Below are 20,758 nucleotides of genomic sequence, written 5' to 3'. Positions count from 1 at the left end.
GTACTATCCACGATAACAAATGGAAGGAAGATATGCGATGAAAATTCAATTGATTCGCCATGCCACTCTCCTGATCGAATACAAGGGACGTACGCTGCTGCTCGATCCGATGCTGAGCGAGCAAGGCGCGCTGCCACCTGTGGTGAATACGGCAAATGCCGTCAACAATCCGCGCGTTCCACTGCCGTTTGCGATTGCCCCGCTCCTTGAAAAACTCGACGGCATCATTGTCACACATCTGCACGGCGATCATTTGGACCAGGCGGCTATCTCCCAATTGCCAAAAGGGCTGCCATTGTTTTGCCAGCCGGAGGACCAGAATGTGCTGCGGGGCCACGGCTTCACGCAGGTGATCCCGGTCGATCGCGAGCTTGCATGGCAAGAGATTCGCCTGACCCGTACCGGCGGCCAGCATGGCACGGGCGAGATCGGTGCCAAATTGGGACCTGTTTCCGGATTTGTGCTCGCCGCACAGGACGAACCGACGCTTTATGTCGCCGGCGATACGATTTGGTGCACGGACGTTGCCGACGCGCTTGCCGCACACACCCCGGCAGTCGTCGCGGTCAATGCTGGTGCAGCCCAGTTTTTGGCAGGGGACCCGATTACCATGACGGCCGCCGACGTCGTGGAAGTGTGCCGCCATGCGCCGCAGGCAACCGTCCTGCCTGTCCATCTGGAAGTGTGGAACCACTGTTTCCTGACGCGCTCACAGCTGGCAGAAGCGCTTGAGGCGGAGGGCCTGGGCACACAAGCGGTGATTTTGGCGGATGGCGAAGAATATGTCCCTGCCGGTTCCAGGCTGGACTAAGCGAACCTTGTTTTACCATGCTTCTTAGAAAACCTGGCTACGCCATGTTTTTTGGCGTAGCCGCGGTTGCACTTATACTGGATAAGAATTTTATAAATTCTTATCTGTAAAAAAAAGCATCCCGCGCCACTTCTCACAGTGGAACGGGATGCTTTTCACTTTTCGCCCCTTGGCGATTACAGGCGTTTCATCGCACGGTGTGCGGCTTCAATCGTAAACTCAATGTCGTCCTCGGTATGCGCCGTGGAAACGAACATGCCTTCAAACTGCGATGGCGGGAGCATGACGCCTTCTTCCAGCAAATAGTGGAAGTATTTTTTGAAGCGCTCCAGGTCGGAGGTTTTTGCCGTCTCGTAGTTGATGACAGGTGTTTCGGTGAAGAACAGGCAGACCATCGAGCCGACGCGATTCATGGTGTATGGCAAGCCGACTTTGCGTGCGCTGTCTACCAGTCCTTCAGCCAGTCGGGCGGAACGCGCTTCGAGCTGCTCATACACGCCCGGTTTGCCGAGTTCATTCAATGTCGCGATACCCGCTGCCATCGCAAGCGGATTGCCGGACAGCGTGCCTGCCTGGTAAATCGGCCCAGCCGGTGCCATTTGTTCCATGATCTCTCGTTTGCCGCCGTATGCGCCAACCGGCAATCCGCCGCCGATGACTTTGCCCATCGTGGTCAGGTCCGGATCGATTTTGTACAAATCTTGCGCACCGCCGCGCGCAACGCGGAAACCGGTCATCACTTCATCGATGATGAAGACGGTGCCATATTGGCGGGTAATTTCACGCAAGCCTTCCAGGAAACCTGGCTGTGGCGGCACGACGCCCATATTGCCTGCGATCGGCTCGACGATCACCGCTGCCAGCTCATGGCCAAACGTTTCAAAGGCGAGGCGAACGCTCTCCAGATCGTTGTACGGAACCGTGATCGTGTTGACAGCAGTCGAGCTGGGCACGCCCGGGCTGTCCGGCAGACCGAGCGTCGCCACGCCCGAGCCCGCCTTGATCAGCAAGCTGTCGGCATGACCGTGATAACAGCCTTCGAATTTCATGATTTTATCGCGTTTGGTGTAGCCGCGCGCAAGGCGCAGTGCGCTCATCGTCGCTTCTGTACCGGAGTTGACCATGCGGACGATCTCTACAGAAGGCACGATGTCGCATACAAGCTTTGCCATCTCGGTTTCGCGCTCCGTCGGTGCACCGAAGCTCGTACCGAGCACAGCCGTATCCAAAATCGCTTTCAAAACGTTCGGATGGGAGTGGCCCAAAATCAACGGACCCCAGGAACCGATGTAATCCAGGTATGTATTTCCGTCCACGTCTGTGATACGGGAGCCTTCTCCCTTGGCGATGTAAACCGGATTGCCGCCTACGCTTTTGAACGCGCGCACAGGGCTGTTGACCCCGCCCGGGATATATTGCTTGGCTTCTGCAAATGCTTGAATGGATTGTTCGTAACCGCGATGCATAGGGATTCACCTCAAGTATTGTGATGTGCGAACAGCGCTTGTCTGTGGATCTCGTCAACAAGCGCTGTCAGCTATGAAATCGGTAAACGCCGGGCGCTGCTCTTACAGCCCGAGACGTTGCGCCACTTCCTCTTCCCACTCATAAATTTCCGGTGTGAAGTACGAAACGCGCGTCTTTTTGTATTCTTTTGTGGAGTACAGCGTGATCCGGTCCGTAATGCCGGTCTCGTCCTCGATCGCTTGCAGAATCGATTCGCACTCTTCCATGTCGCGGCCGTGAACCATCGTGAAAATGTTGTATTTCCAGTCTGGATAGGTCGGACGCAGGTAGCAGTGGCTGACGGCGCGGAACGAACCCATTTTCAGGCCGATTTCGTTCGCTTGGTCTTCCGGTACGTTCCATACACCCATGCCGTTGGCGCGGAAGCCTGCTTTGCGGTGGTTCAATACAGCGGAGAAACGGCGCATTTGACCGCGCTCGACCAGCTTGTGCGCATGACCAAGCAGCTCGTCTGTCGTCATGCCGGCGTTGGCAGCCAGCACATCGAACGGACGGGACGTGATCTCCAGGTCTTTTTGCAGCTCCAGAATCGCCTTGATGTCGCTGTCGGTCAATTCCATATTCATCGCCGCCTGGCGCATCTCCTCGGTATAGGTAGGCGCTGCTTTGGCATTGGCCTCGCTCTCTTTTTTCACGTCGAGCTGCACGCCGATCTTGTACAGCTTCAGCGTCGGCAAAATGCGGATCGACTCGACATTTGCCATTTCGCCGAGAATCTCAACGGTTTTTTCCAGGCCAAAACGGCTGTTAGGCGGAACCGCGATGGTGAACCACAGGTTGAAATCATGGTTGCGCTTGTAGTTGTGCGTAATGCCCGGATGCTGGTTGAACACTTTCGCCATTTCATCGAGCTTGTCTGGCGCGATGCGAGCGGCAACCAGGCTGGATTTGTACCCCAATGCCTTGGTGTCACAGATCGCGGAAATTTGGCGGATCGACTCGCCTTTCATCTTGTTCAGACGCTGCAAAAATTCTTCCTCGGAAATGCCCACTTTTTCCGCCAGCTCTTTGAACGGCTCTGCTACAAGCGGAATTTCCTTTTGTACCAAGTCCAAAATCTCTTTATCGACTGCATCCAACAAATCAACTGACATCGTTAGTTCCCTCCCAGCCATTTGGCAACATCTTTTGCGTGGTAGGTAATGATCAAGTCCGCACCTGCGCGTTTGAAGCCAACCATTGTTTCCATGACAATCCGCTCTTCATCGATCCAGCCGTTCAACGCGGCAGCTTTCACCATGGAGTATTCGGCGCTCACATTGTACACAACCATCGGCACGTCGAACTTCTCGCGCAGGCGGTGCACCATGTCCATGTAAGCAAGCCCCGGCTTGACGATCAGGAAATCCGCGCCTTCGGCAATATCGGAAGCGGCTTCGCGCAAGCCTTCGCGCGCATTGGCCGGGTCCATCTGGTACGTTTTGCGATCGCCGAACTGCGGCGTGGATTCTGCCGCCTCACGGAACGGGCCGTAGTAAGCGGAAGCGTATTTTACCGCATAGGACATGATCGGGATATTCGTAAAGCCTGCTTCGTCCAGCGCCTGACGGATGGCAATCACGAAACCGTCCATCATGTTCGACGGAGCGATGATGTCCGCACCTGCTCTTGCTTGCGATACAGCCGTTTTCGCCAGCAGTTCCAGCGACTCATCATTGTCTACATCGTGATTATGGATGACGCCACAGTGGCCGTGGTCCGTGTACTCGCACAGGCATGTATCGGCAACGACGACCAGCTGAGGATGCGTTTCCTTGATTTGGCGAATCGCTTTTTGCACGATGCCTTCCTCTGCATAGCCTTGCGAGCCGCAAGCGTCTTTTTCATCGGGAATGCCGAACATCAGGACCGACTGAATCCCGAGCGCTACGATTTCGTCCAGTTCTTCATGCAAGCGGTCGAGCGAAAATTGATAAACGCCCGGCATCGAGGAAATCTCGTTTTTCACACCCGTTCCTTCCACAACGAACAGCGGGTAAATCAAATCTTCTTTGCGAACATGAAATTCACGGACCAGATTGCGCATCGCCGGACTTGTACGAAGACGGCGATGACGATCGAATGAAAGTGCCACGTGTTTCTCCTCCTTACCCTTGCTTGATCACGTCAAGCAGGCCTTGAATCGTATAATCTGTCGCCACCCAATCGACAGCGAGTCCCAAGCTGCGGGCTGTATCAGCCGTAATCGGACCGATGCATGCGATTTTCACACCGGACAGCAGCTGGGTCAGGTCATGCCCTTGCATGGCTTGAACAAAATTTTTCACCGTAGACGAGCTTGTGAAGGTGATGATATGAATTGCGCCTTCTTGCAGCAGTTCAAGCGTCTCGGCAATATTTTCCGCATCTATCAGCGTATCATAGGTGTCTGCTTCCGTCACGTCGAGCCCTAGCTCACGAAGCGCTTTTGGCAGCGTCTCCCGCGCGATGTCTGCACGCGGCAAAAGGACGCGTTCTCCAGGCTTCAGCTGGCCTTGCAGCGTATCCAGCAAGCCTTCCGCGCGAAATTCCCCGGGCAATACTTCCACGGTTAACCCTTTTTCCTCCAGCACAGCCGCTGTTTTCGGGCCGACTGCGGCAATTTTGGCACGCATTGTCCGAATATCTACGCCAAGCTCACGCAGTCGTTTAAAGAAAAAGGCGACCCCGTTCGCGCTCGTAAACATGACCCAGTCAAAGCTGCCCAGCTGGTGGATCGCATCGTCAAGCGGCTTGCTGTCTTCCGGCGAAACCATTTTGACCAGCGGAAATTCAAACGGCTCTCCGCCCAGCTCGGCGATTTGCTCGGACAGTTCGCTTGCCTGGCTGCGGGCGCGTGTAACCAAAATGCGTTTGCCGAACAACGGTTTTTTCTCGAACCATTGCAGCTTGTCACGAAGTTCCACCACTTCTCCGACAATGATGATCGCCGGGTTGGAAAGCCCTGCGGCTTCGCGTTTTTCCACGATGTCTTCCAGTGTGCCAACCAGCGTTTCCTGGTCGATCGTCGTGCCCCAGCGCACCAGCGCCACCGGCGTTTGCGGCGAACGGCCGTGCTTGATCAGTTGCTCACGGATAAAGGGAAGGTTCCCCACGCCCATATAAAAGATGATGGTCCCGACAGCGGTCGCCAGCTTTTCCCAGTTCACGCTGGAAACCGTCTTATCCGGGCGCTCATGCCCCGTCACAATAGCCAGTGAGGAGTTGAAATCACGGTGCGTCACCGGGATGCCTGCGTATGCCGGCGCTGCGATCCCCGATGTGATCCCCGGAACGATCTCAAACGGAATCTCGTGTTTCACCAGCTCTTCCGCTTCTTCGCCCACACGGCCGAAAATCGACGGGTCCCCGCCTTTGAGCCGTGTGACGATTTTGCCTTCCAATGCTTTATCCACCAGAACCTGATTGATTTCTTCCTGTGTCAATGTGTGGCGGTCAGGCAGCTTCCCGCAGTAAATCAGTTCCACGCCAGGCTTGGCATGGGTAAGCAGTCTCGGGCTGGCCAGCCGGTCATAAACGATGCAGTCCGCAATCTTGATCGTTTCCAATCCGCGGACGGTAATCAGTTTGGGATCTCCCGGGCCTGCGCCAACCAGATATACTTTGCCTTTGCTCATCGTGCATTCTCCTCCAATACGCTGGCCAAAATCTCACCCGCACCCAAATCCAGCAGGTGATTCGCGACCTGTACCCCAAGAACCTCAGGATCGGTTCCGGTGATCGTATGTTTCATCAAGGTAGAGCCATCCGGCGCTCCAACCATGCCGGTCAGGGTGATTTGCGGCAGCGCGCCCCCGGTTCCTTCTTCAATCGTTGCGTATGCCCCGATCGGTACCTGGCAGCCCCCTTGCATTTTGTGCAGGAATGCGCGCTCCGCAGTAACCGCAAGCTTCGTCGGCAAATGGTCGAATTTTTTCAGCAGAGCCAGCATTTCCGTGTCGTCCGCGCGGCATTCGATCGCCAATGCCCCTTGGCCAACCGCTGGCAAACTGATTTCCACCGGCAAAAATTGCGTGATCGTACCGTTCCAATTGACCCGCTCCAAGCCTGCTGCCGCAAGGATAATCGCATCGAAGCCTTCTTCCTTCAGCTTGCGCAGGCGCGTGTCAATGTTTCCGCGAATCGAGCGGATTTGCAAATCAGGGCGATAATTCAGCAGCTGTGCAGCGCGGCGCAGGCTGCTCGTTCCGACAACCGCCCCTGTCGGCAGCTCATCGAGCGTTTTTCCTGTCAGCGAAATCAGCACATCCCGCGGGTCTACCCGCTTTGGAACCGCGCCGATCACAAGTCCTTCCGGCAGCTCGGATGGCATATCCTTCATGCTGTGAACCGCCATATCCGTTTCTTTATCAAAGAGCGATTGCTCGATTTCTTTCACGAACAAGCCTTTGCCGCCCACCTTGGAAAGCGTCACGTCCAGAACGACGTCCCCTTTTGTCACAATCTCATGCACTTCAAACGATGACTCGGCATCCAGCTTTTTCAATTGTTCGATGACCCAATTGGTCTGGGTCAGGGCCAGCATGCTTTTGCGAGATCCTACTTTCCAGTTTTTCATAATTGCCTCCCTACATACTCTTCTGCTACATTCTTTACCAATTCAGCAGCCATCGCATAGCGCTCCGCTTCCGACGCTTCTACGAATCGATCTTGCAAAAGCTCGCGGAAAATCTTTTTGCGCTGTCCGTGATTGTCTACCTCCGCCAGCACCTGCTGCCGAATCCGCGCCAGGAAATCGACGTATTCCTCATATTCCGGACCAATCTCCTGTTCGATCGTTTGCTTGATTTTGCGCGCCAGCCCCGGGCTCGCCCCCGACGTAGAGACCGAGATCGTCAGCTTGCCGCGTTTCACCACCGACGGCAGAATGAAATTGCACAGATCCGGCCGATCCACGATGTTGACCCAGCCGCCCGATTGACGAACGGCTTCATAGACGGCATAGTTGACCTCGCTTTGGTTGGTCGCGGCAATGACGAACGCGAATTCGGTCACATCGTTTTCCGAAAACACCTCGTTTCGCCAGTGCAGCCGCCCGTCCTGTGCCCATTCGCGGATGCTGTCACCCGCTTCCGGCGAGATGACCGTCACTTCCGCACCTGCCTGCAGAAGCGACTCTACTTTGCGCGTCGCCACCTCACCGCCGCCTACCACCAGGCACTTTTTTTCATGTATGTCGATCACGATCGGAAAATACGAATCCATACACCTAACTCCTCTACATCCAACGATGAAAACCAGATATGTCCGTAAACAGGAAGTTCAGCAGCAGCAATGAAAACGCAACCAGATTGCTAACCGCCAGCCTGCTCCCACGCCATTTGTCCGTAATGCGCTGATACATGACGATGGAGTAGCCGATCAATACCAATGTCGACATCCCTACTTTCGGATCGAGCCAAAAATGCCCGTTCAAGACGAGATGGCCCCAGATCGCGCCGAGAATCACGCCCAACAGCAAAAGGGGCAAGCCGATCATGTTGAGCCGATCGGAAAACAGCTCCAGCCGCTCAAGGCTCGGCAAGCGCCGGAACAGCGGCGACCAGCGCTTCCGTTTGAGCATGTAGTGCTGCACCAAATACATGATGGAGAACACAAGCGAAAGGGAAAAGGCCGCATAGCTGATCAACGCCAGGGTGATGTGGATGAACAGCAGCTCCGATGTCAACGCCTTGGTCTGCTCGATCATCTCCGTCTCCTGCGCGAACATGGAGAGCGAAAGCACGACGAACCCGATTACATTGGTAAAAAAGACAATTAAGTCAATCCTGAATAAATAATTCATGACCATGGAGAGCGTGACCAGCACCCATGAATAAAAAAATAGCGTCTCAAACAAAGTAAGAACCGGGAAGTACAACTTCGCGGTCATTTGCGAGACGAAAAAGACGGTTTGCAGGCACCAAACGACGGCAAGCAACCCAAAAGCCAGTCGGTTGACTTTTCGGTTGCTTTGCAAGAAGTCATGAAAATAGAAGAGGACGCTCGCCGCGTAGAGAAAGATGGTAACATCATAGACCCATCTTACATCTGCCATCTCTTCTCCCCTCTTTCGCATAAAGAACGGGCACCCTTTACGGCAAGCCCGTTCTCCTTTCTATTTGTAGGCAAAACGTTTAGTCGTTGATCCGGGAAGGAACCAGTTTCTCACGAACGGTTTGCTGTTTTTTGGCAAGCTCCCATTCGCTTTCCTTTTTGTTGCGTTCCAAAATGTCTTCCAACGCAAAAATGGATGAAAAGATCTCCAGAACGTCATCCCCGCTTTTTTGAACAGCCAGCTCTTTCAAACGGACAACCGGGTCATGCAAAATTTGATTGATAATTCCTTTTGTATGCTTGCGGATAATGTGCAGTTCCCGTTCGGTCAAATTCGGCAGCTTGCTCTCGATTTTGTCCATCGCATCGCCGTGAATGGCGAACGCTTTTTCGCGGAGCGCGGAAATGAGCGGCACCACGCCCAGCGTTTGCAGCCAGGACGTGAAGGCGACGATCTCCTCGCAAATCATTTCGCGGATCGCGGCAGCGGCTTGCTGGCGCTCTTCCAGATTGGTCGCAACGATTCCTTGTAAATCATCGATGTCGTAAAGATATACGTTGTCCAGCTCATGCAAGGCCGGGTCCAAATCGCGCGGCACGGCGATATCGATCATAAACAGCGGACGATGCTTGCGTTTTTTCACGATCGGCGCCAGGCTGTCTTTGGTCAGCACATAGCCGGTAGCACCGGTCGAGGAAATCACGATGTCGGCTGTAAGCAACTGCTCGGGCAAGCGCTCCATGGTGGTTGCGTCCCCGTTGAATTTTTCGGCGAGCAGACGCGCTCGCTCGATCGTCCGGTTGACGACGCACACTTTGTTGACGCCGTTTGCGGACAGATGCTTGGCCGTCAGCTCGCTCATTTTGCCTGCGCCCAAAATCAGCACCCGCTTGTCATGGAAGGAGCCAAAAATCTTTTTGCCTAGCTCGATCGCCGCATAGCTGACGGAAACGGCATTTTCATTGATGCCGGTCTCGGTATGCGCGCGTTTTGCCAGTGTGACAGCCTGGCGGAAAAGCGTGTTGAACACGGTGCCGGTGACTTTGTGTTCCTGCGCCAGCAAAAACGCGGAACGCACCTGGCCCAAAATCTGCGTCTCACCCATCACCATGGAATCGAGTCCACAGGCTACGTTGAACAAATGCTCAATCGCTTCTTCGTTTTCTTTGATATATAAATACGGCTGGAACTGTTCCTTGTCGATGCCGAACCAGTCCGCGAGAAAATTGCGCGTATAAAAACGGCCTGTATGTAGCTGATCGCACACCACATAAATCTCCGTGCGGTTGCACGTACCGATAATGACACTTTCGACGATGCTTTTCGTCTGAGAGAGAAGGTGCAGCGCCCTGGGTGTGCTGTCGTCGTTGAATGTAAATTTCTCCCGAATTTCGACAGGTGCTGTTTTATAGTTTAGTCCCACTAGCAGGATATCCATGGTCTTCCTCCCAAACGTCATCGTTCAAATTGCACTCTCATTATATCATTATGTCCGTAATAGAGGGGTTTAAAATGTGAAAAGTTTATTACGACCTTGCTGATTCCGACACTTGCGCCATCAATAGCGGAATCGCTCGACAATGGTTTCCAGCTTTTCCGCCTGAATCGACAATTGATTCGACTCGAGCGCAAGCCGGTTGACCGCTTCGGTCTGACCCTCTACAGCCGATGCCGCTTCGGCGACGCTCTCGGAAAACTCGTGGGCGATCGCTTCCACTTGTTTTATTGTTTGCATAACGCTGCGACAATTATCCAAAACCGCTTCGGCCCGTTCCTCATTTTGGACGGACTGCCGTTCATTTTCTTTGACAACCGCTTCCAGCGAACGAATGGCTTGGCCGGCTTCCGTCACTTCCTTATTCGCAGCCAAAAGCACATGAAGACCCTCCTGCGAATCTTGCCTTGCGCGCGCGGCTTCCTGATGGATCATCTGGATCGTGGCGACGATCTGTTCCGCAAAGCGGGTGGTTTCTTCCGCAAGCTGGCGCACTTCGCCAGCCACGACCGCAAAGCCGCGGCCATGCTCGCCTGCCCGCGCTGCTTCGATGCTCGCATTGAGCGCAAGCGTGTTGGTTTGGCGCGCGATCCGCGTGATCGACGTTGCCTGCTCGCTGATCAGCTCGGCGCCTTTGGCCAGCTCTTGAATGCGGTTGGCCGTTCCGTTCATCGCAGCCTCCATCTGGACCATCTGGTTCGATGCGGACGAAACCGCTTTCGTTCCATCGGACGTCACGACGGCCGCTCGCTTGCCGAGTTCCCGGGCGACGACGGCCGCCTCGCGTATTTCCATGAGCCGCTGCAGCACTTCCTCCAGCCGCTCCGTCGCTTGTCTGGTGCCTGTCGCCTGCTGGCCCGCTCCTGCATGGAACTCGCTCATGATGCCCGTCAGCTCCTCAAACGTCTCCGCCAGTTCGTCCGCCTGTTTGGACTGCTGCTGGCTGATCGACCGCGTCGTTTTTGACGAAGCGGCAATTTCGCTGATCATGCTTTTCATGCCCAGCACCATTTTATTTAATTCCAGCCCCATCTGATGGAATTCGTCGCGGGCTTGCGTCTCGATCCGTTTCGTCAGATCGCCGGAAGAGACCGTCCGCGTCATCCCCAACCATGTTTCCAGCTGTTTTTGCATATGCGAATAAAGGAAATGGCCGCCGATCATGCCGACTGCCAGTGAAGAGCCTGCGATGATGGCCACCTCGCCGAGCCCTGCTCCGCACAACAGACCGATCGGTACACTGACCAACGACGGGATGGCGCTCAGACTGAGGAGTGCCGGCTGCAAAAACGGCCGATGCAGCAATGTCCCCATCCGCAGCACGTATCGCTTTTTGCCATATACACCAATGGGACATGACGTATCGATCAGCCATTCGCCCGTATCGCGGCGGTACAGCTGCGCCAAAAGCTTCGTGGTGCCTGCCGCCCGCTGTCCGACCACATCGCCGAACAAGACGCCTTCGCGCAACCGGTTCGTATGGATGACGCCCAAACCGGTCTCATCGATGACGACAAAATATTCGCGTTTCCCCAACGCTTGATCCAGCAGCGCCCGAATCTCCTCTTTCTTTTCTTCCAGGCTATTGCTTGCTGCAAGCAAATTGCCGATCCGAGCCGCAACTTCTTCTGTCGTTTTCCCTGCAAGCCTGGCGCGACGCGATTGCAAAGCGGATGATTTCATCACGATCCCCAACCCCCTGATCTTCCATTTTTCTACAAACCCTCTATTTATACTAGAGAATAGCATAGGAAAAACCTTGGTTGGAAGAAAAACATCCGATAAAATCAATTTGGAAGGGTGGAATGATAGTTTGACCAGATCACAACAAGTATTCATCGGATTGCTTGGAGGCATCATGGCCCTCCTGTTCTCCTGCCTGCTGCCGCAGATGATGAACGACTCCGCAGCTTTCGGCGGCTTTATCGGGGCGGCGATGGGGTCGTTTGCCAACCGGATGATTTTGGAGCGGCGCGGGATCAGACAACCGCCCGCAAGCACGGTGACGGGCTTTCTTGTCATCGTCCTTGTCGGTTCACTTCTGATCACGCTCCTGCCGCTCAAACTGGCCGCGGCCGCAACCGGCTCCCTGCCATACTTGATCGTGGTGGGACTCGGACTTTTGTACGCGGTCATTTCCAGCGGAATCCGGTTTCGCCGGAACGGGTAAAATTCCTTGCCAGCCGCGACGGCATCCCGTATGATCGGGAGAGTGTGCATCATGCTTACAACAAGTGAAAAGTGGGGATATTTTGAAAAAGCAGCTTTGGGCAGAATTCACCCTGCTTTTGATCACGGTCGTGTGGGGCGCAACCTTTCTCGTCGTGCAAAATGCAATCGCGGTTCTGCCTCCGAATACGTTCAATGGCGTTCGCTTCACGATCGCGACTGCCTTTTTGGCAGCGATCCTGCTGTTGTTTTATCCGAATATGCGCAACGCGTTCACGCCAAAGCTGATCCGCCATGGCGTCTGGATCGGGTTTTGGCTCTTTCTCATCTACGCCTTCCAGACGATCGGACTCCAGTATACGACTCCGTCGAAGGCTGGATTTATCACCGGATTGGCAGTCGTGCTCGTCCCGCTCTTTTCCATCTTTCTGCTGAAGCAAAAGCTGGGATGGCAAGCGATCGCAGGCGTCGCAGCAGCGGTGCTCGGCTTATATTTGCTGACCATCAGCGAGACGATCGGCTTGAACTTTGGCGACGTGCTGGTCTTTGGCTGCGCGATCTCCGGAGCGCTTCAGCTGGTTTTCACCGGAAAATACGCACCGCAGCATCCCGCCTTGCCGCTTGCGATCGTCCAGTTGTTGACGGTTGCGGTGATTAGCTGGCTGTGCGGTTTCCTGTTCGAGGATTGGCACAAGGCGTTTGATGCCGATGCCATGCTTGATCCTAACGTTACCTGGGGGCTGTTGATCACCGCGATTCCCGCTACCGCGATTGCTTTTTTGGCGCAAACCGCGTTCCAGAAGCTGACGACGCCGACGCGGATGGCCTTGATTTTCGCCCTCGAGCCTGTTTTTGCGGCGATTACTTCCTTTGTGTTCATCGATGAGGTTTTGACAGCCCGCCAACTGTTCGGCTGCTTTCTCATCCTGTCCGGCATGCTTGTCACCGAGCTTCCGTTCAAAACATGGTTTCAGTTTTTGTTTGCGCGCAAAAAATCCATGCCTACTGCCGAAAAATAACGGTTGGTTTGCAAAAAGGGACTGCTTCCCAGTCACAGACTGGAAGGCGGTCCCTTTCCCTTTGCGCGGCAACCATGCACCACACACGTCTATCTTCGCTTGGCGACTTCCTGCAAAACCGCATCGATCAACAAGCGCATGACACTTCCGCAGACGCGATGCGGCAGGCGCTCGGTCCGTTTCAGCCAGCGATGAAGCTGCAAATAAAGCGAGGCTGCTTGCAGCATCCTGTTTTCCAAACCGGCTGCGATCAGCTGGGCGGTTAGCTTGCCCGCCCTTGCCCAGTGCCAGTATTTCACCAGCCACGGTCGCACTTCCTGCTTCAGCTTGTCATTCTTCAACTGCGTGAGCAGCCAGTCGGCCGACTCTTCCATCTCGGCAAACAGCCGGGTTAGCTCGCCGACCGCCTGCCCGGGATTTGCGCCGTGCAAGAAATTGAAGCGGAATTGCTGAAACGTTTCGAGCAATCGCGGCGATTCCACGTCGGTCAAGCACGAGCTTTGCACATTGTCCGCGAACGCGAGAAACCGTTCGGCACCCTCCTCGCCCACCTGTTCTTGAATCGCTCTGCGCCAGGCGGATTCCGGATCATAGCCATACGGATCATCCAGATACTCTCCGATGGTAGCGAGCGCGATTTTGGAGGCTTCCGCATACTCCATCGCATTGGCCATATAGCCTGCCGCATAACGATGCAATCCAGGATCGCGATGGCGGATCGGGCCGATGTGCAGCTCATGCGCCATGGCCAAATCGTTCACTGGATAATTGTCCCAATAAAACGGCAAATGTCCTGTTGACTCTGCGAAATGTCGAGCGTCCGCCTCTGTCAGCATCGGCGAACAGACGAACCTTCCTGTCCAAAAGAGCGGGATCTGCGTCGGCACCAGCTGACCAAGCTCGCGGACATACGGCTCATCTCCCGTGCCATGATACAGCGTTGGACAGACAATCAGCTGGTTTTCTTCCGACCAGGATGCAAGCTCGGTTTGGAGCCGATTCGTCACAGCGGCATGAGCCTCGGCCAAAGAACGGAACACTCGCTTGTCCTCCGCATGCATCAAGCCGGCGGGAATATCATCAAACAGGAGGGCGAACCGCCGTACTCCGATGGAAAACAGCTGATGATATTTGCCGAGGAGCTTGTCAAAATGCGCCTCGCTCGCATACTGCATCGACAAGCCCGGGCTTAAGCAATAATAAAAGGCGAGTCCTGCCTGCCTCGCATGGGCGATCAGCGCGGATATTTTGGCAAGCGAAGCCTCCGTATGCGGCTTTTGCCAATCCTCTCGCAAATACAAATCATCCTTGGGGGCGTAAAAATAGGCATTGAACCGATGGCGGCCAAGAAAGGCGAGCATATCGACCCGTTCTTCATGCGTCCACGGTTTGCCGTAAAATCCCTCAATGACGCCTCTGATCGCAAAGAAATCCGCTTGGCTCATCTGCTCCTCTCCTTTGTTCATTCGGCCCTACTCGACGCTTTCCGCTTTCTTCTTTTCTTCCTTCGCTTCCTTTGCTGCAGCGGCTACCACGGCGTCCTGCTCCTTGATGCGGTTGACGATCTCTTGCCACAGCTCGTCCCGCCCTTGGCCCGTCTCCGAGGAGAAAACGAGAATCGGGTCACCGCCGCGGACGTTCATGGTCTCGCGGATGATTTTGGTATGCTGCTGCCAACGGCCGCGCGCGATTTTGTCCGCCTTGGTCGCCACGATCACAACCGGAATCCCGATTTCTTTGGACCAGGCGTACATGGCCACGTCATCCTTGCTCGGCGCATGACGAATGTCCACGAGCTGCACGATGAAGCGCAGCTCTTCACGCTTCGCCAAATACGTCTGGATCATTTTGCCCCAAGTTTCTTTGATCGATTTGGCTACTTTGGCATAGCCGTACCCCGGAAAGTCGACCAAATAAATGCTCTTGTTGACCAAAAAATAGTTCAGCGTCTGGGTTTTCCCCGGCTTGGAACTCGTCCGCGCCAATGCTTTGCGGTTCATCATTTTGTTCAAAAGCGAAGATTTGCCCACATTGGAGCGACCTACCAGAGCAATCTCCGGTAGGCCGTCTGTGGGATATTGTTTGGCTGCAACAGCGCTTGTAATAAATTCAGCTGATGTAATTTTCATTTCGTATCCCCATTCATCTCGAAAGAGCGTACTTCAAAACCTCGTCCAAATGCGCAACCGGCAAGAACTTCATTTCTTTGCGCACGCTTTCCGGGATGTCCTCAATATCCTTTTCATTGTCTTTCGGCAAAATCACGGTGGTCAATCCGGCCCGATGCGCCGAAAGCGATTTTTCCTTCAAGCCGCCGATCGGCAGCACGCGCCCGCGCAGCGTAATTTCTCCGGTCATGCCCACTTCCTTGCGCACCGGCTTCCCTGTCAGGGCGGAAACCAACGCGGTCGCCATCGTAATCCCGGCGGATGGTCCATCCTTTGGAATGGCTCCCTCCGGCACGTGGATGTGGATGTCGTTTTTCTCATAAAAATCCGGATCGATATCGAGTTCCTCGGCGCGCGAGCGAATGTAGCTGAATGCCGCTTGTGCCGATTCCTTCATGACATCGCCCAGCTGGCCGGTCAGCGTAAGCTTTCCTTTGCCCGGGAGGATGCTGACTTCCACGTTCAGCGTGTCGCCGCCCGTTTCGGTCCAGGCCAGCCCGGTGACCGATCCGATCTGGTCTTCCTTCTCCGCCAGTCCGTAACGGTAACGCGGTTTGCCCAACAGCGCCTCTACCGTTTTCGGCGTGACCACGACTTTTTTCTTTTCGCCGCTCACGATGATTTTCGCGGCTTTGCGGCAAATGTTGGCCACCTCGCGATTCAGGTTGCGCACGCCCGATTCCCGCGTATATTGGCGGATGATCTTCATTTGCGCCTCTTCGTTCACCGACAGCTTATCTTTGCCCAATCCGTGATCCTCCATCTGCTTTGGCAGCAGGTAGCCTTTCAGGATGTTCAGCTTCTCCAGTTCCGTGTAGCCGGAAATGTGAATCGTCTCCATCCGGTCGAGAAGCGGACGCGGGATGGTATGCAGCGAGTTGGCTGTCGTAATGAACATCACGTTGGTCAAATCGTACGTCTCTTCCACATAATGGTCGCTGAACTTGTCATTTTGGTTCGGGTCCAGCACTTCCAGGAGCGCCGATGACGGATCGCCGCGGAAATCGGATGCCAGCTTGTCGATTTCATCCAGCAAAAAGACCGGATTGATCGTGCCCGCTTGCTTCATCCCTTGAATGATCCGACCCGGCATGGCGCCGACATACGTACGGCGGTGCCCGCGAATTTCGGCTTCATCCCGCACGCCTCCCAGCGAAATGCGCACGAATTCGCGCCCAAGCGCTCTGGCGATGGAACGTGCCAGCGAGGTTTTCCCCACACCCGGCGGTCCTACCAGACACAAAATCGGCCCGCGCATTTTGTTGACCAGCTTTTGCACGGCCAAATATTCCAGCACGCGCTCTTTCGGCTTTTCCAAACCGTAGTGGTCTTCATTCAGCACATCTTCCGCATGCTTGATGTCCAGATTATCCGTCGTCTTCTTGGTCCAGGGAAGAGCAAGAAGGGTATCGATATATGTACGAATGACACTTCCCTCAGCAGAGGTGGACGGCATTTTTTCCAATCGCTCGAGTTCTTTCTCGATTTTGGTGCGAATGTTCGCAGGCGCGTCCGACTTATCCAATTGGGCGCGCAGCTCTTCCACCTCGCCAGCGCGGCCTTCCTTATCGCCAAGCTCTTTTTGGATTGCCTTCATTTGCTCGCGCAGGTAGTATTCTTTCTGCGTTTTTTCCATCTGCTTTTTCACGCGCTGGTTGATCTTGCGTTCCAGCTCGAGCACTTCGCGCTCATTGTTCAAGATGCCAAGCAACAGCTCAAGACGTTCCTTGATGTTGGTCGTCTCCAAAATCTCCTGCTTGTCATCCATTTTGATCGGCAGGTGCGAAGCGATTACGTCTGCCAGACGCCCCGGCTCCTCAATGTCGGTAACCGATGTCAGCGTCTCCGGTGAAACCTTTTTGGAAAGCTTGATATATTGCTCAAAATGGGCAAGAACGGCCCGCATTAGCGCTTCCAGTTCGTTTTCGTCCGTTGCTTCTTCCTCCAAATAGCTGATGCTGACGATAAAATACTCGTCCTTGCTCTTAAACTCCTCAATTTTGGCTCGCTGCAACCCCTCAACCAGGACGCGAATCGTACCATTTGGGAGCTTCAGCATCTGCTTGACGCGAGCAACGGTACCGATGCTGTAAATTTGCTCGGCATCCGGCTCTTCAATCTGAACTTCCTCCTGGGTGGCTAAGAGAATTTTGTTGTCATCCACCATGGCTCGTTCAAGTGCCTTAATAGATTTCTCCCTACCCACATCCAAGTGAAGTACCATGCTTGGATACACAAGCAGCCCGCGCAAAGGCAACAGCGGAATGTCCCGTGTGCCGGTACGTTCACTCATAAGTAAGCACCTCCATGACCTTTATGAAATCACCGTCTTTTTCTTTTTTCTGTAGTAAATGAGGCGTTTTCGTATCATTTTAGCGCAAAGCGGGAACAATGTCTAATTTGGCCAAACCGGAAATGCACTTTCTTTTCTTTTTGTCAGATCGGCAAGGTCGTCCCCAGCTCATCCGTCTGAACCGGCAGCGTCAGCGGCGCTCGCTCGCTCGCTTGCGTTTCCAGCTCGACCTCTTCATCCAGAATCGCCAGCTTCAGTCCTTCCTGCACCACGCTGACCGGAATCACTTGAATGCCTTCCATCTCCGCGAAGATCGATTGCCAGTTTTCTTCCGGGATCAAAACGCGGGTCGCACCAGCCTGACGTGCCGCCTCAACCTTGGCGACAATGCCGCCCACCGGCTTCACTTTGCCGTGGATGCTGATTTCACCGCTGACGGCAAGCAAGTTGTCGATCGGCTTCTTTTGAATCGCCGAGTAGATGGCGATCGCGATCGTAAGACCTGCAGACGGTCCGTCTATCGGCATACCGCCTGGAAAATTGATGTGCAAATCATAATCATAAGGGGCCACTCCCAATCGATGCAAGACGGTCAACACGTTTTCAATCGAACCTTTGGCCGTCGATTTGCGGCGGATGGTCCGGTTGCGGTTGCCCAGCTCCTCTTCTTCCACCATGCCCGTCATCGTCACGCGTCCGTTGCCTGGAATCGTCGCAAGCGTAGCCGTAACCTCCAGCTCCATCACGCTGCCCATGTTCGGGCCGAATACCGCCAAGCCGTTGATCAACCCGATTTGCGGCGTCTGGTGCACTTTCTTTTCGTGGCGCGGCGACTTCTGGCTGCTGTGGACAACCCATTCCACGTCGGCCGGCTCAATCGATTTGCGCTCTTCCGTCATGGCGATCCCGGCGGCGATCTGCAGCGTGTTGATGGCTTCCCGACCGTTGGTGGCATAGCGCTCGACGACCGCCACTGCCTCTTCCGTCAAAATCATATCCAGCTTTTGCGAAGCCGTACGGATGATGCTGCCGACCTCTGCCGGCATCAGCGGACGGAAGAAAATCTCCAGGCAGCGGGAACGCAGTGCTGGCGGCAATTCTTCCGGCGAACGCGTCGTCGCGCCGACCAGCCGGAAATCCGCCGGCAGTCCATAGCGGAATACATCATGTATATGTGCCGGGATCTGGGTATTTTCCTCGCTGTAATACGCGCTCTCCAGCATCACTTTGCGGTCTTCCAGCACTTTCAAAAGCTTGTTCATTTGCACCGGGTGCAGTTCGCCGATTTCATCGAGGAACAGAATGCCCCCGTGCGCTTTGGTGACAGCGCCCGGCTTCGGCTGCGGGATGCCCGCTTGCCCCATTGCGCCCGCCCCTTGGTAAATCGGGTCATGCACGGAACCGATGAGCGGGTCTGCGATCCCCCGCTCATCAAAACGAGCGATCGTCGCATCCACCTCCACGAATTTGGCATCGCTTTTAAACGGCGAAAGCGGATTTTTCTTCGCCGCTTCCAGCACGACGCGCGCCGCCGCTGTTTTGCCGACGCCCGGCGGTCCGTAAATGATGACGTGCTGCGGATTCGGTCCGCACAGCGCTGCACGCAGTGCCTTTAGCCCGTCTTCCTGGCCGACGATCTCCGCGAGTTCGCTTGGCCGCGTCTTTTCCGACAGCGGTTCCGTCAGGGCGATCATGCGCAATTTGCGCAGCTGATCCATGTCCTTGCGCGTTTCTTTATCCGTCGATTGCTTCGTCGTACGCTGCGCACGCAACAGATTCCAAAAATACGTTCCGATAATGATCCCGACGACAACTTCGATACATGCAATAATCAACGTTGTATAATCCATGAGCCTTTCCCTCCCAGCTTGCGCATCCTCTCAACTATATAAAGTAGTATTGCCTATGCCGGGAGAGAGTAAACGAAAAACCACCCCTTGTTTGGGGTGGTCGATCGACATATTAGGCAATTTCGCCGTGTACGGCGCGGCCTTCTTTATTGGTAAGCATCGGCTTCACTTTATCTTTGACAACCGCTTCGGTAATGATGCATTTGCCTACATCCTCGCGGGATGGCAGCTCATACATCATATCGAGCATGATTTGTTCAATGATCGCACGCAAGCCGCGCGCACCTGTGTTGCGCTTGATTGCTTCCTTCGAAATCTGATGCAGCGCCTCATTTTCGAATTCAAGCTCAACGCCATCAAGCAGCATCAGCTTTTGATACTGTTTGATCAGCGCATTTTTTGGCTCGGTCAAAATGCGGATCAATGTCTCTTCATCAAGCGGCTCCAGGGTGGACATCACCGGCAGACGGCCGACGAACTCTGGAATCAAGCCGAATTTGAGCAGGTCTTCCGGAAGCACGTGCTTCAAGTATTCCCCTGCTTTCAACTCGCCTTTTACGCCGTCAGCAGCCAGGTCTGCACCGAAGCCGATGACTTTTTTCCCGATCCGGCGCTTGATGATTTGCTCGATGCCGTCAAACGCTCCGCCGCAAATGAACAGAATGTTGGACGTATCGATTTGGATGAACTCCTGGTGCGGATGTTTGCGGCCGCCTTGTGGCGGAACGCTTGCAACCGTTCCTTCCAAAATTTTCAACAGCGCTTGCTGTACGCCTTCGCCGGAAACATCGCGCGTGATGGACGGGTTCTCCGACTTGCGGGCAACCTTGTCGATCTCGTCGATGTAGATGATGCCCTTCTCAGCTTTTTCCACGTCGTAATCAGCAGCCTGGATCAGTTTGAGCAAGATGTTTTCCACGTCTTCCCCTACGTAACCAGCCTCCGTCAGCGAGGTAGCGTCCGCGATGGCAAACGGTACGTTCAAAATGCGCGCCAGCGTTTGCGCCAGCAGCGTTTTCCCGCTACCGGTAGGACCGATCAGCACGATGTTGGATTTTTGCAATTCCACATCTTCGATCTTGGCACCGGTATTGATCCGTTTGTAGTGGTTGTAAACCGCAACCGACAAGGATTTTTTTGCCAAATCCTGACCGATGACATAGTCATCAAGGATTTTGCGAATCTCCATCGGTTTCGGGATTTCCTTCATATCGATTTCTTCGTCGCTGCCCAGTTCTTCTTGGACGATCTCATTGCAAAGCTCGATGCACTCATCACAAATATAAACGCCAGGTCCCGCTACCAGCTTGCGAACCTGCTCCTGTGATTTGCCGCAAAAAGAGCATTTCAGCTGACCTTTGTCATCGTTAAATTTGAACATTGCCTTCACCTCTCGTCAGTCGATTCCTT

At 54.5% G+C, this 20,758-nt stretch carries 17 protein-coding genes; 3 read left to right on the top strand and 14 right to left on the bottom strand.

All coding sequences use genetic code 11. From position 1 onward, the window contains the following. Nucleotides 1–37: 37 nt before the first annotated feature. Complete coding sequence (locus tag ACTID9_RS09315; protein WP_441070917.1) at nucleotides 38–811, top strand: MBL fold metallo-hydrolase; 774 nt, start codon at nucleotides 38–40, stop codon at nucleotides 809–811. A gap of 176 nt (nucleotides 812–987) precedes the next feature. Here the strand turns inward: ACTID9_RS09315 and hemL are convergent, their stop codons facing one another. The 9 genes from hemL to ACTID9_RS09270 all read right to left on the bottom strand — a co-directional run bounded on the left by hemL (nucleotide 988) and on the right by ACTID9_RS09270 (nucleotide 11,532). Continuing rightward, nucleotides 988–2,277 carry a glutamate-1-semialdehyde 2,1-aminomutase gene (hemL, locus tag ACTID9_RS09310; protein ID WP_441070916.1) on the bottom strand — a complete coding sequence of 430 codons (1,290 nt, stop codon included), beginning with the start codon at nucleotides 2,275–2,277 and terminating at the stop codon, nucleotides 988–990. Nucleotides 2,278–2,379: 102 nt separating this feature from the next. Continuing rightward, a complete protein-coding gene (gene ahbA, locus ACTID9_RS09305; protein ID WP_441070915.1) occupies nucleotides 2,380–3,432 on the bottom strand; it encodes a siroheme decarboxylase subunit alpha in 1,053 nt (350 codons plus the stop codon). 2 nt (nucleotides 3,433–3,434) lie between these two features. After that, nucleotides 3,435–4,412, bottom strand: a complete 978-nt coding sequence (hemB, locus tag ACTID9_RS09300; RefSeq protein ID WP_441070914.1) for a porphobilinogen synthase — start codon at nucleotides 4,410–4,412, stop codon at nucleotides 3,435–3,437. A gap of 13 nt (nucleotides 4,413–4,425) precedes the next feature. Further along, complete coding sequence (gene cobA / locus ACTID9_RS09295) at nucleotides 4,426–5,934, bottom strand: uroporphyrinogen-III C-methyltransferase (RefSeq protein WP_441070913.1); 1,509 nt, start codon at nucleotides 5,932–5,934, stop codon at nucleotides 4,426–4,428. Then, nucleotides 5,931–6,875 carry a hydroxymethylbilane synthase gene (hemC, locus tag ACTID9_RS09290; protein ID WP_441070912.1) on the bottom strand — a complete coding sequence of 315 codons (945 nt, stop codon included), beginning with the start codon at nucleotides 6,873–6,875 and terminating at the stop codon, nucleotides 5,931–5,933. Before hemC ends, cobA begins: the two co-directional genes overlap by 4 nt. Continuing rightward, nucleotides 6,872–7,522 (bottom strand): precorrin-2 dehydrogenase/sirohydrochlorin ferrochelatase family protein, encoded by a 651-nt coding sequence (locus ACTID9_RS09285; protein WP_441070911.1) that lies wholly within the window; start codon nucleotides 7,520–7,522, stop codon nucleotides 6,872–6,874. Before ACTID9_RS09285 ends, hemC begins: the two co-directional genes overlap by 4 nt. Before the next feature lie 13 nt (nucleotides 7,523–7,535). Beyond that, complete coding sequence (locus ACTID9_RS09280; RefSeq protein ID WP_441070910.1) at nucleotides 7,536–8,354, bottom strand: cytochrome C assembly family protein; 819 nt, start codon at nucleotides 8,352–8,354, stop codon at nucleotides 7,536–7,538. A 79-nt stretch (nucleotides 8,355–8,433) separates the two neighbouring features. Beyond that, nucleotides 8,434–9,792 (bottom strand): glutamyl-tRNA reductase, encoded by a 1,359-nt coding sequence (gene hemA, locus ACTID9_RS09275; protein ID WP_441070909.1) that lies wholly within the window; start codon nucleotides 9,790–9,792, stop codon nucleotides 8,434–8,436. Nucleotides 9,793–9,912: 120 nt separating this feature from the next. After that, nucleotides 9,913–11,532 (bottom strand): methyl-accepting chemotaxis protein, encoded by a 1,620-nt coding sequence (locus ACTID9_RS09270; protein ID WP_441072517.1) that lies wholly within the window; start codon nucleotides 11,530–11,532, stop codon nucleotides 9,913–9,915. A 130-nt stretch (nucleotides 11,533–11,662) separates the two neighbouring features. Between ACTID9_RS09270 and ACTID9_RS09265 the strand changes: the two genes are divergently transcribed. Together ACTID9_RS09265 and ACTID9_RS09260 are read left to right on the top strand one after the other, a co-directional pair. After that, on the top strand, nucleotides 11,663–12,019 hold the full coding sequence (locus tag ACTID9_RS09265) for a hypothetical protein (RefSeq protein ID WP_441070908.1): 357 nt from the start codon (nucleotides 11,663–11,665) through the stop codon (nucleotides 12,017–12,019). 82 nt (nucleotides 12,020–12,101) lie between these two features. Further along, on the top strand, nucleotides 12,102–13,037 hold the full coding sequence (locus ACTID9_RS09260) for a DMT family transporter (RefSeq protein ID WP_441070907.1): 936 nt from the start codon (nucleotides 12,102–12,104) through the stop codon (nucleotides 13,035–13,037). 89 nt (nucleotides 13,038–13,126) lie between these two features. On the opposite strand, the gene ACTID9_RS09255 is transcribed toward ACTID9_RS09260, so the two are convergent. The 5 genes from ACTID9_RS09255 to clpX all read right to left on the bottom strand — a co-directional run bounded on the left by ACTID9_RS09255 (nucleotide 13,127) and on the right by clpX (nucleotide 20,729). Then, entirely contained in the window at nucleotides 13,127–14,482 is a 1,356-nt protein-coding gene (locus ACTID9_RS09255; RefSeq protein ID WP_441070906.1) for a protein O-GlcNAcase, read from the bottom strand. Between the two features lie 27 nt (nucleotides 14,483–14,509). Further along, the gene (yihA, locus tag ACTID9_RS09250) at nucleotides 14,510–15,166 is read right to left on the bottom strand and encodes a ribosome biogenesis GTP-binding protein YihA/YsxC (protein WP_441070905.1); all 657 of its coding nucleotides are present in this window, start codon (nucleotides 15,164–15,166) and stop codon (nucleotides 14,510–14,512) included. 13 nt (nucleotides 15,167–15,179) lie between these two features. After that, nucleotides 15,180–17,498, bottom strand: coding sequence for an endopeptidase La (lon, locus tag ACTID9_RS09245; protein WP_441070904.1), 2,319 nt, complete (start codon nucleotides 17,496–17,498; stop codon nucleotides 15,180–15,182). A gap of 143 nt (nucleotides 17,499–17,641) precedes the next feature. Further along, nucleotides 17,642–19,348 carry an ATP-dependent protease LonB gene (lonB, locus tag ACTID9_RS09240; protein ID WP_441070903.1) on the bottom strand — a complete coding sequence of 569 codons (1,707 nt, stop codon included), beginning with the start codon at nucleotides 19,346–19,348 and terminating at the stop codon, nucleotides 17,642–17,644. Nucleotides 19,349–19,460: 112 nt separating this feature from the next. Then, nucleotides 19,461–20,729: an ATP-dependent protease ATP-binding subunit ClpX gene (clpX, locus tag ACTID9_RS09235; protein ID WP_441070902.1), complete on the bottom strand. Its 1,269-nt coding sequence runs from the start codon at nucleotides 20,727–20,729 to the stop codon at nucleotides 19,461–19,463. Between the last annotated feature and the right edge of the window lie 29 nt (nucleotides 20,730–20,758).

The organism is Brevibacillus fluminis (genome assembly GCF_052072235.1).
In the GTDB taxonomy this organism is placed as follows: Bacteria; Bacillota; Bacilli; order Brevibacillales; family Brevibacillaceae; genus Brevibacillus_D; species Brevibacillus_D fluminis_A.
Note: the sequence above shows the minus strand (reverse complement) of the source record. Positions and strands in the feature narration are given on the sequence as shown.

Coding starts and splice junctions, on each gene's coding strand:
- ACTID9_RS09315 (WP_441070917.1), top strand. CDS start 38: ATGAAAATTCAATTGATTCGCCATGCCACTCTCCTGATCGAATACAAG.
- hemL (WP_441070916.1), bottom strand. CDS start 2,277: ATGCATCGCGGTTACGAACAATCCATTCAAGCATTTGCAGAAGCCAAG.
- ahbA (WP_441070915.1), bottom strand. CDS start 3,432: ATGTCAGTTGATTTGTTGGATGCAGTCGATAAAGAGATTTTGGACTTG.
- cobA (WP_441070913.1), bottom strand. CDS start 5,934: ATGAGCAAAGGCAAAGTATATCTGGTTGGCGCAGGCCCGGGAGATCCC.
- hemC (WP_441070912.1), bottom strand. CDS start 6,875: ATGAAAAACTGGAAAGTAGGATCTCGCAAAAGCATGCTGGCCCTGACC.
- ACTID9_RS09285 (WP_441070911.1), bottom strand. CDS start 7,522: ATGGATTCGTATTTTCCGATCGTGATCGACATACATGAAAAAAAGTGC.
- ACTID9_RS09280 (WP_441070910.1), bottom strand. CDS start 8,354: ATGGCAGATGTAAGATGGGTCTATGATGTTACCATCTTTCTCTACGCG.
- hemA (WP_441070909.1), bottom strand. CDS start 9,792: ATGGATATCCTGCTAGTGGGACTAAACTATAAAACAGCACCTGTCGAA.
- ACTID9_RS09270 (WP_441072517.1), bottom strand. CDS start 11,532: ATGAAATCATCCGCTTTGCAATCGCGTCGCGCCAGGCTTGCAGGGAAA.
- ACTID9_RS09255 (WP_441070906.1), bottom strand. CDS start 14,482: ATGAGCCAAGCGGATTTCTTTGCGATCAGAGGCGTCATTGAGGGATTT.
- yihA (WP_441070905.1), bottom strand. CDS start 15,166: ATGAAAATTACATCAGCTGAATTTATTACAAGCGCTGTTGCAGCCAAA.
- lon (WP_441070904.1), bottom strand. CDS start 17,498: ATGAGTGAACGTACCGGCACACGGGACATTCCGCTGTTGCCTTTGCGC.
- lonB (WP_441070903.1), bottom strand. CDS start 19,348: ATGGATTATACAACGTTGATTATTGCATGTATCGAAGTTGTCGTCGGG.
- clpX (WP_441070902.1), bottom strand. CDS start 20,729: ATGTTCAAATTTAACGATGACAAAGGTCAGCTGAAATGCTCTTTTTGC.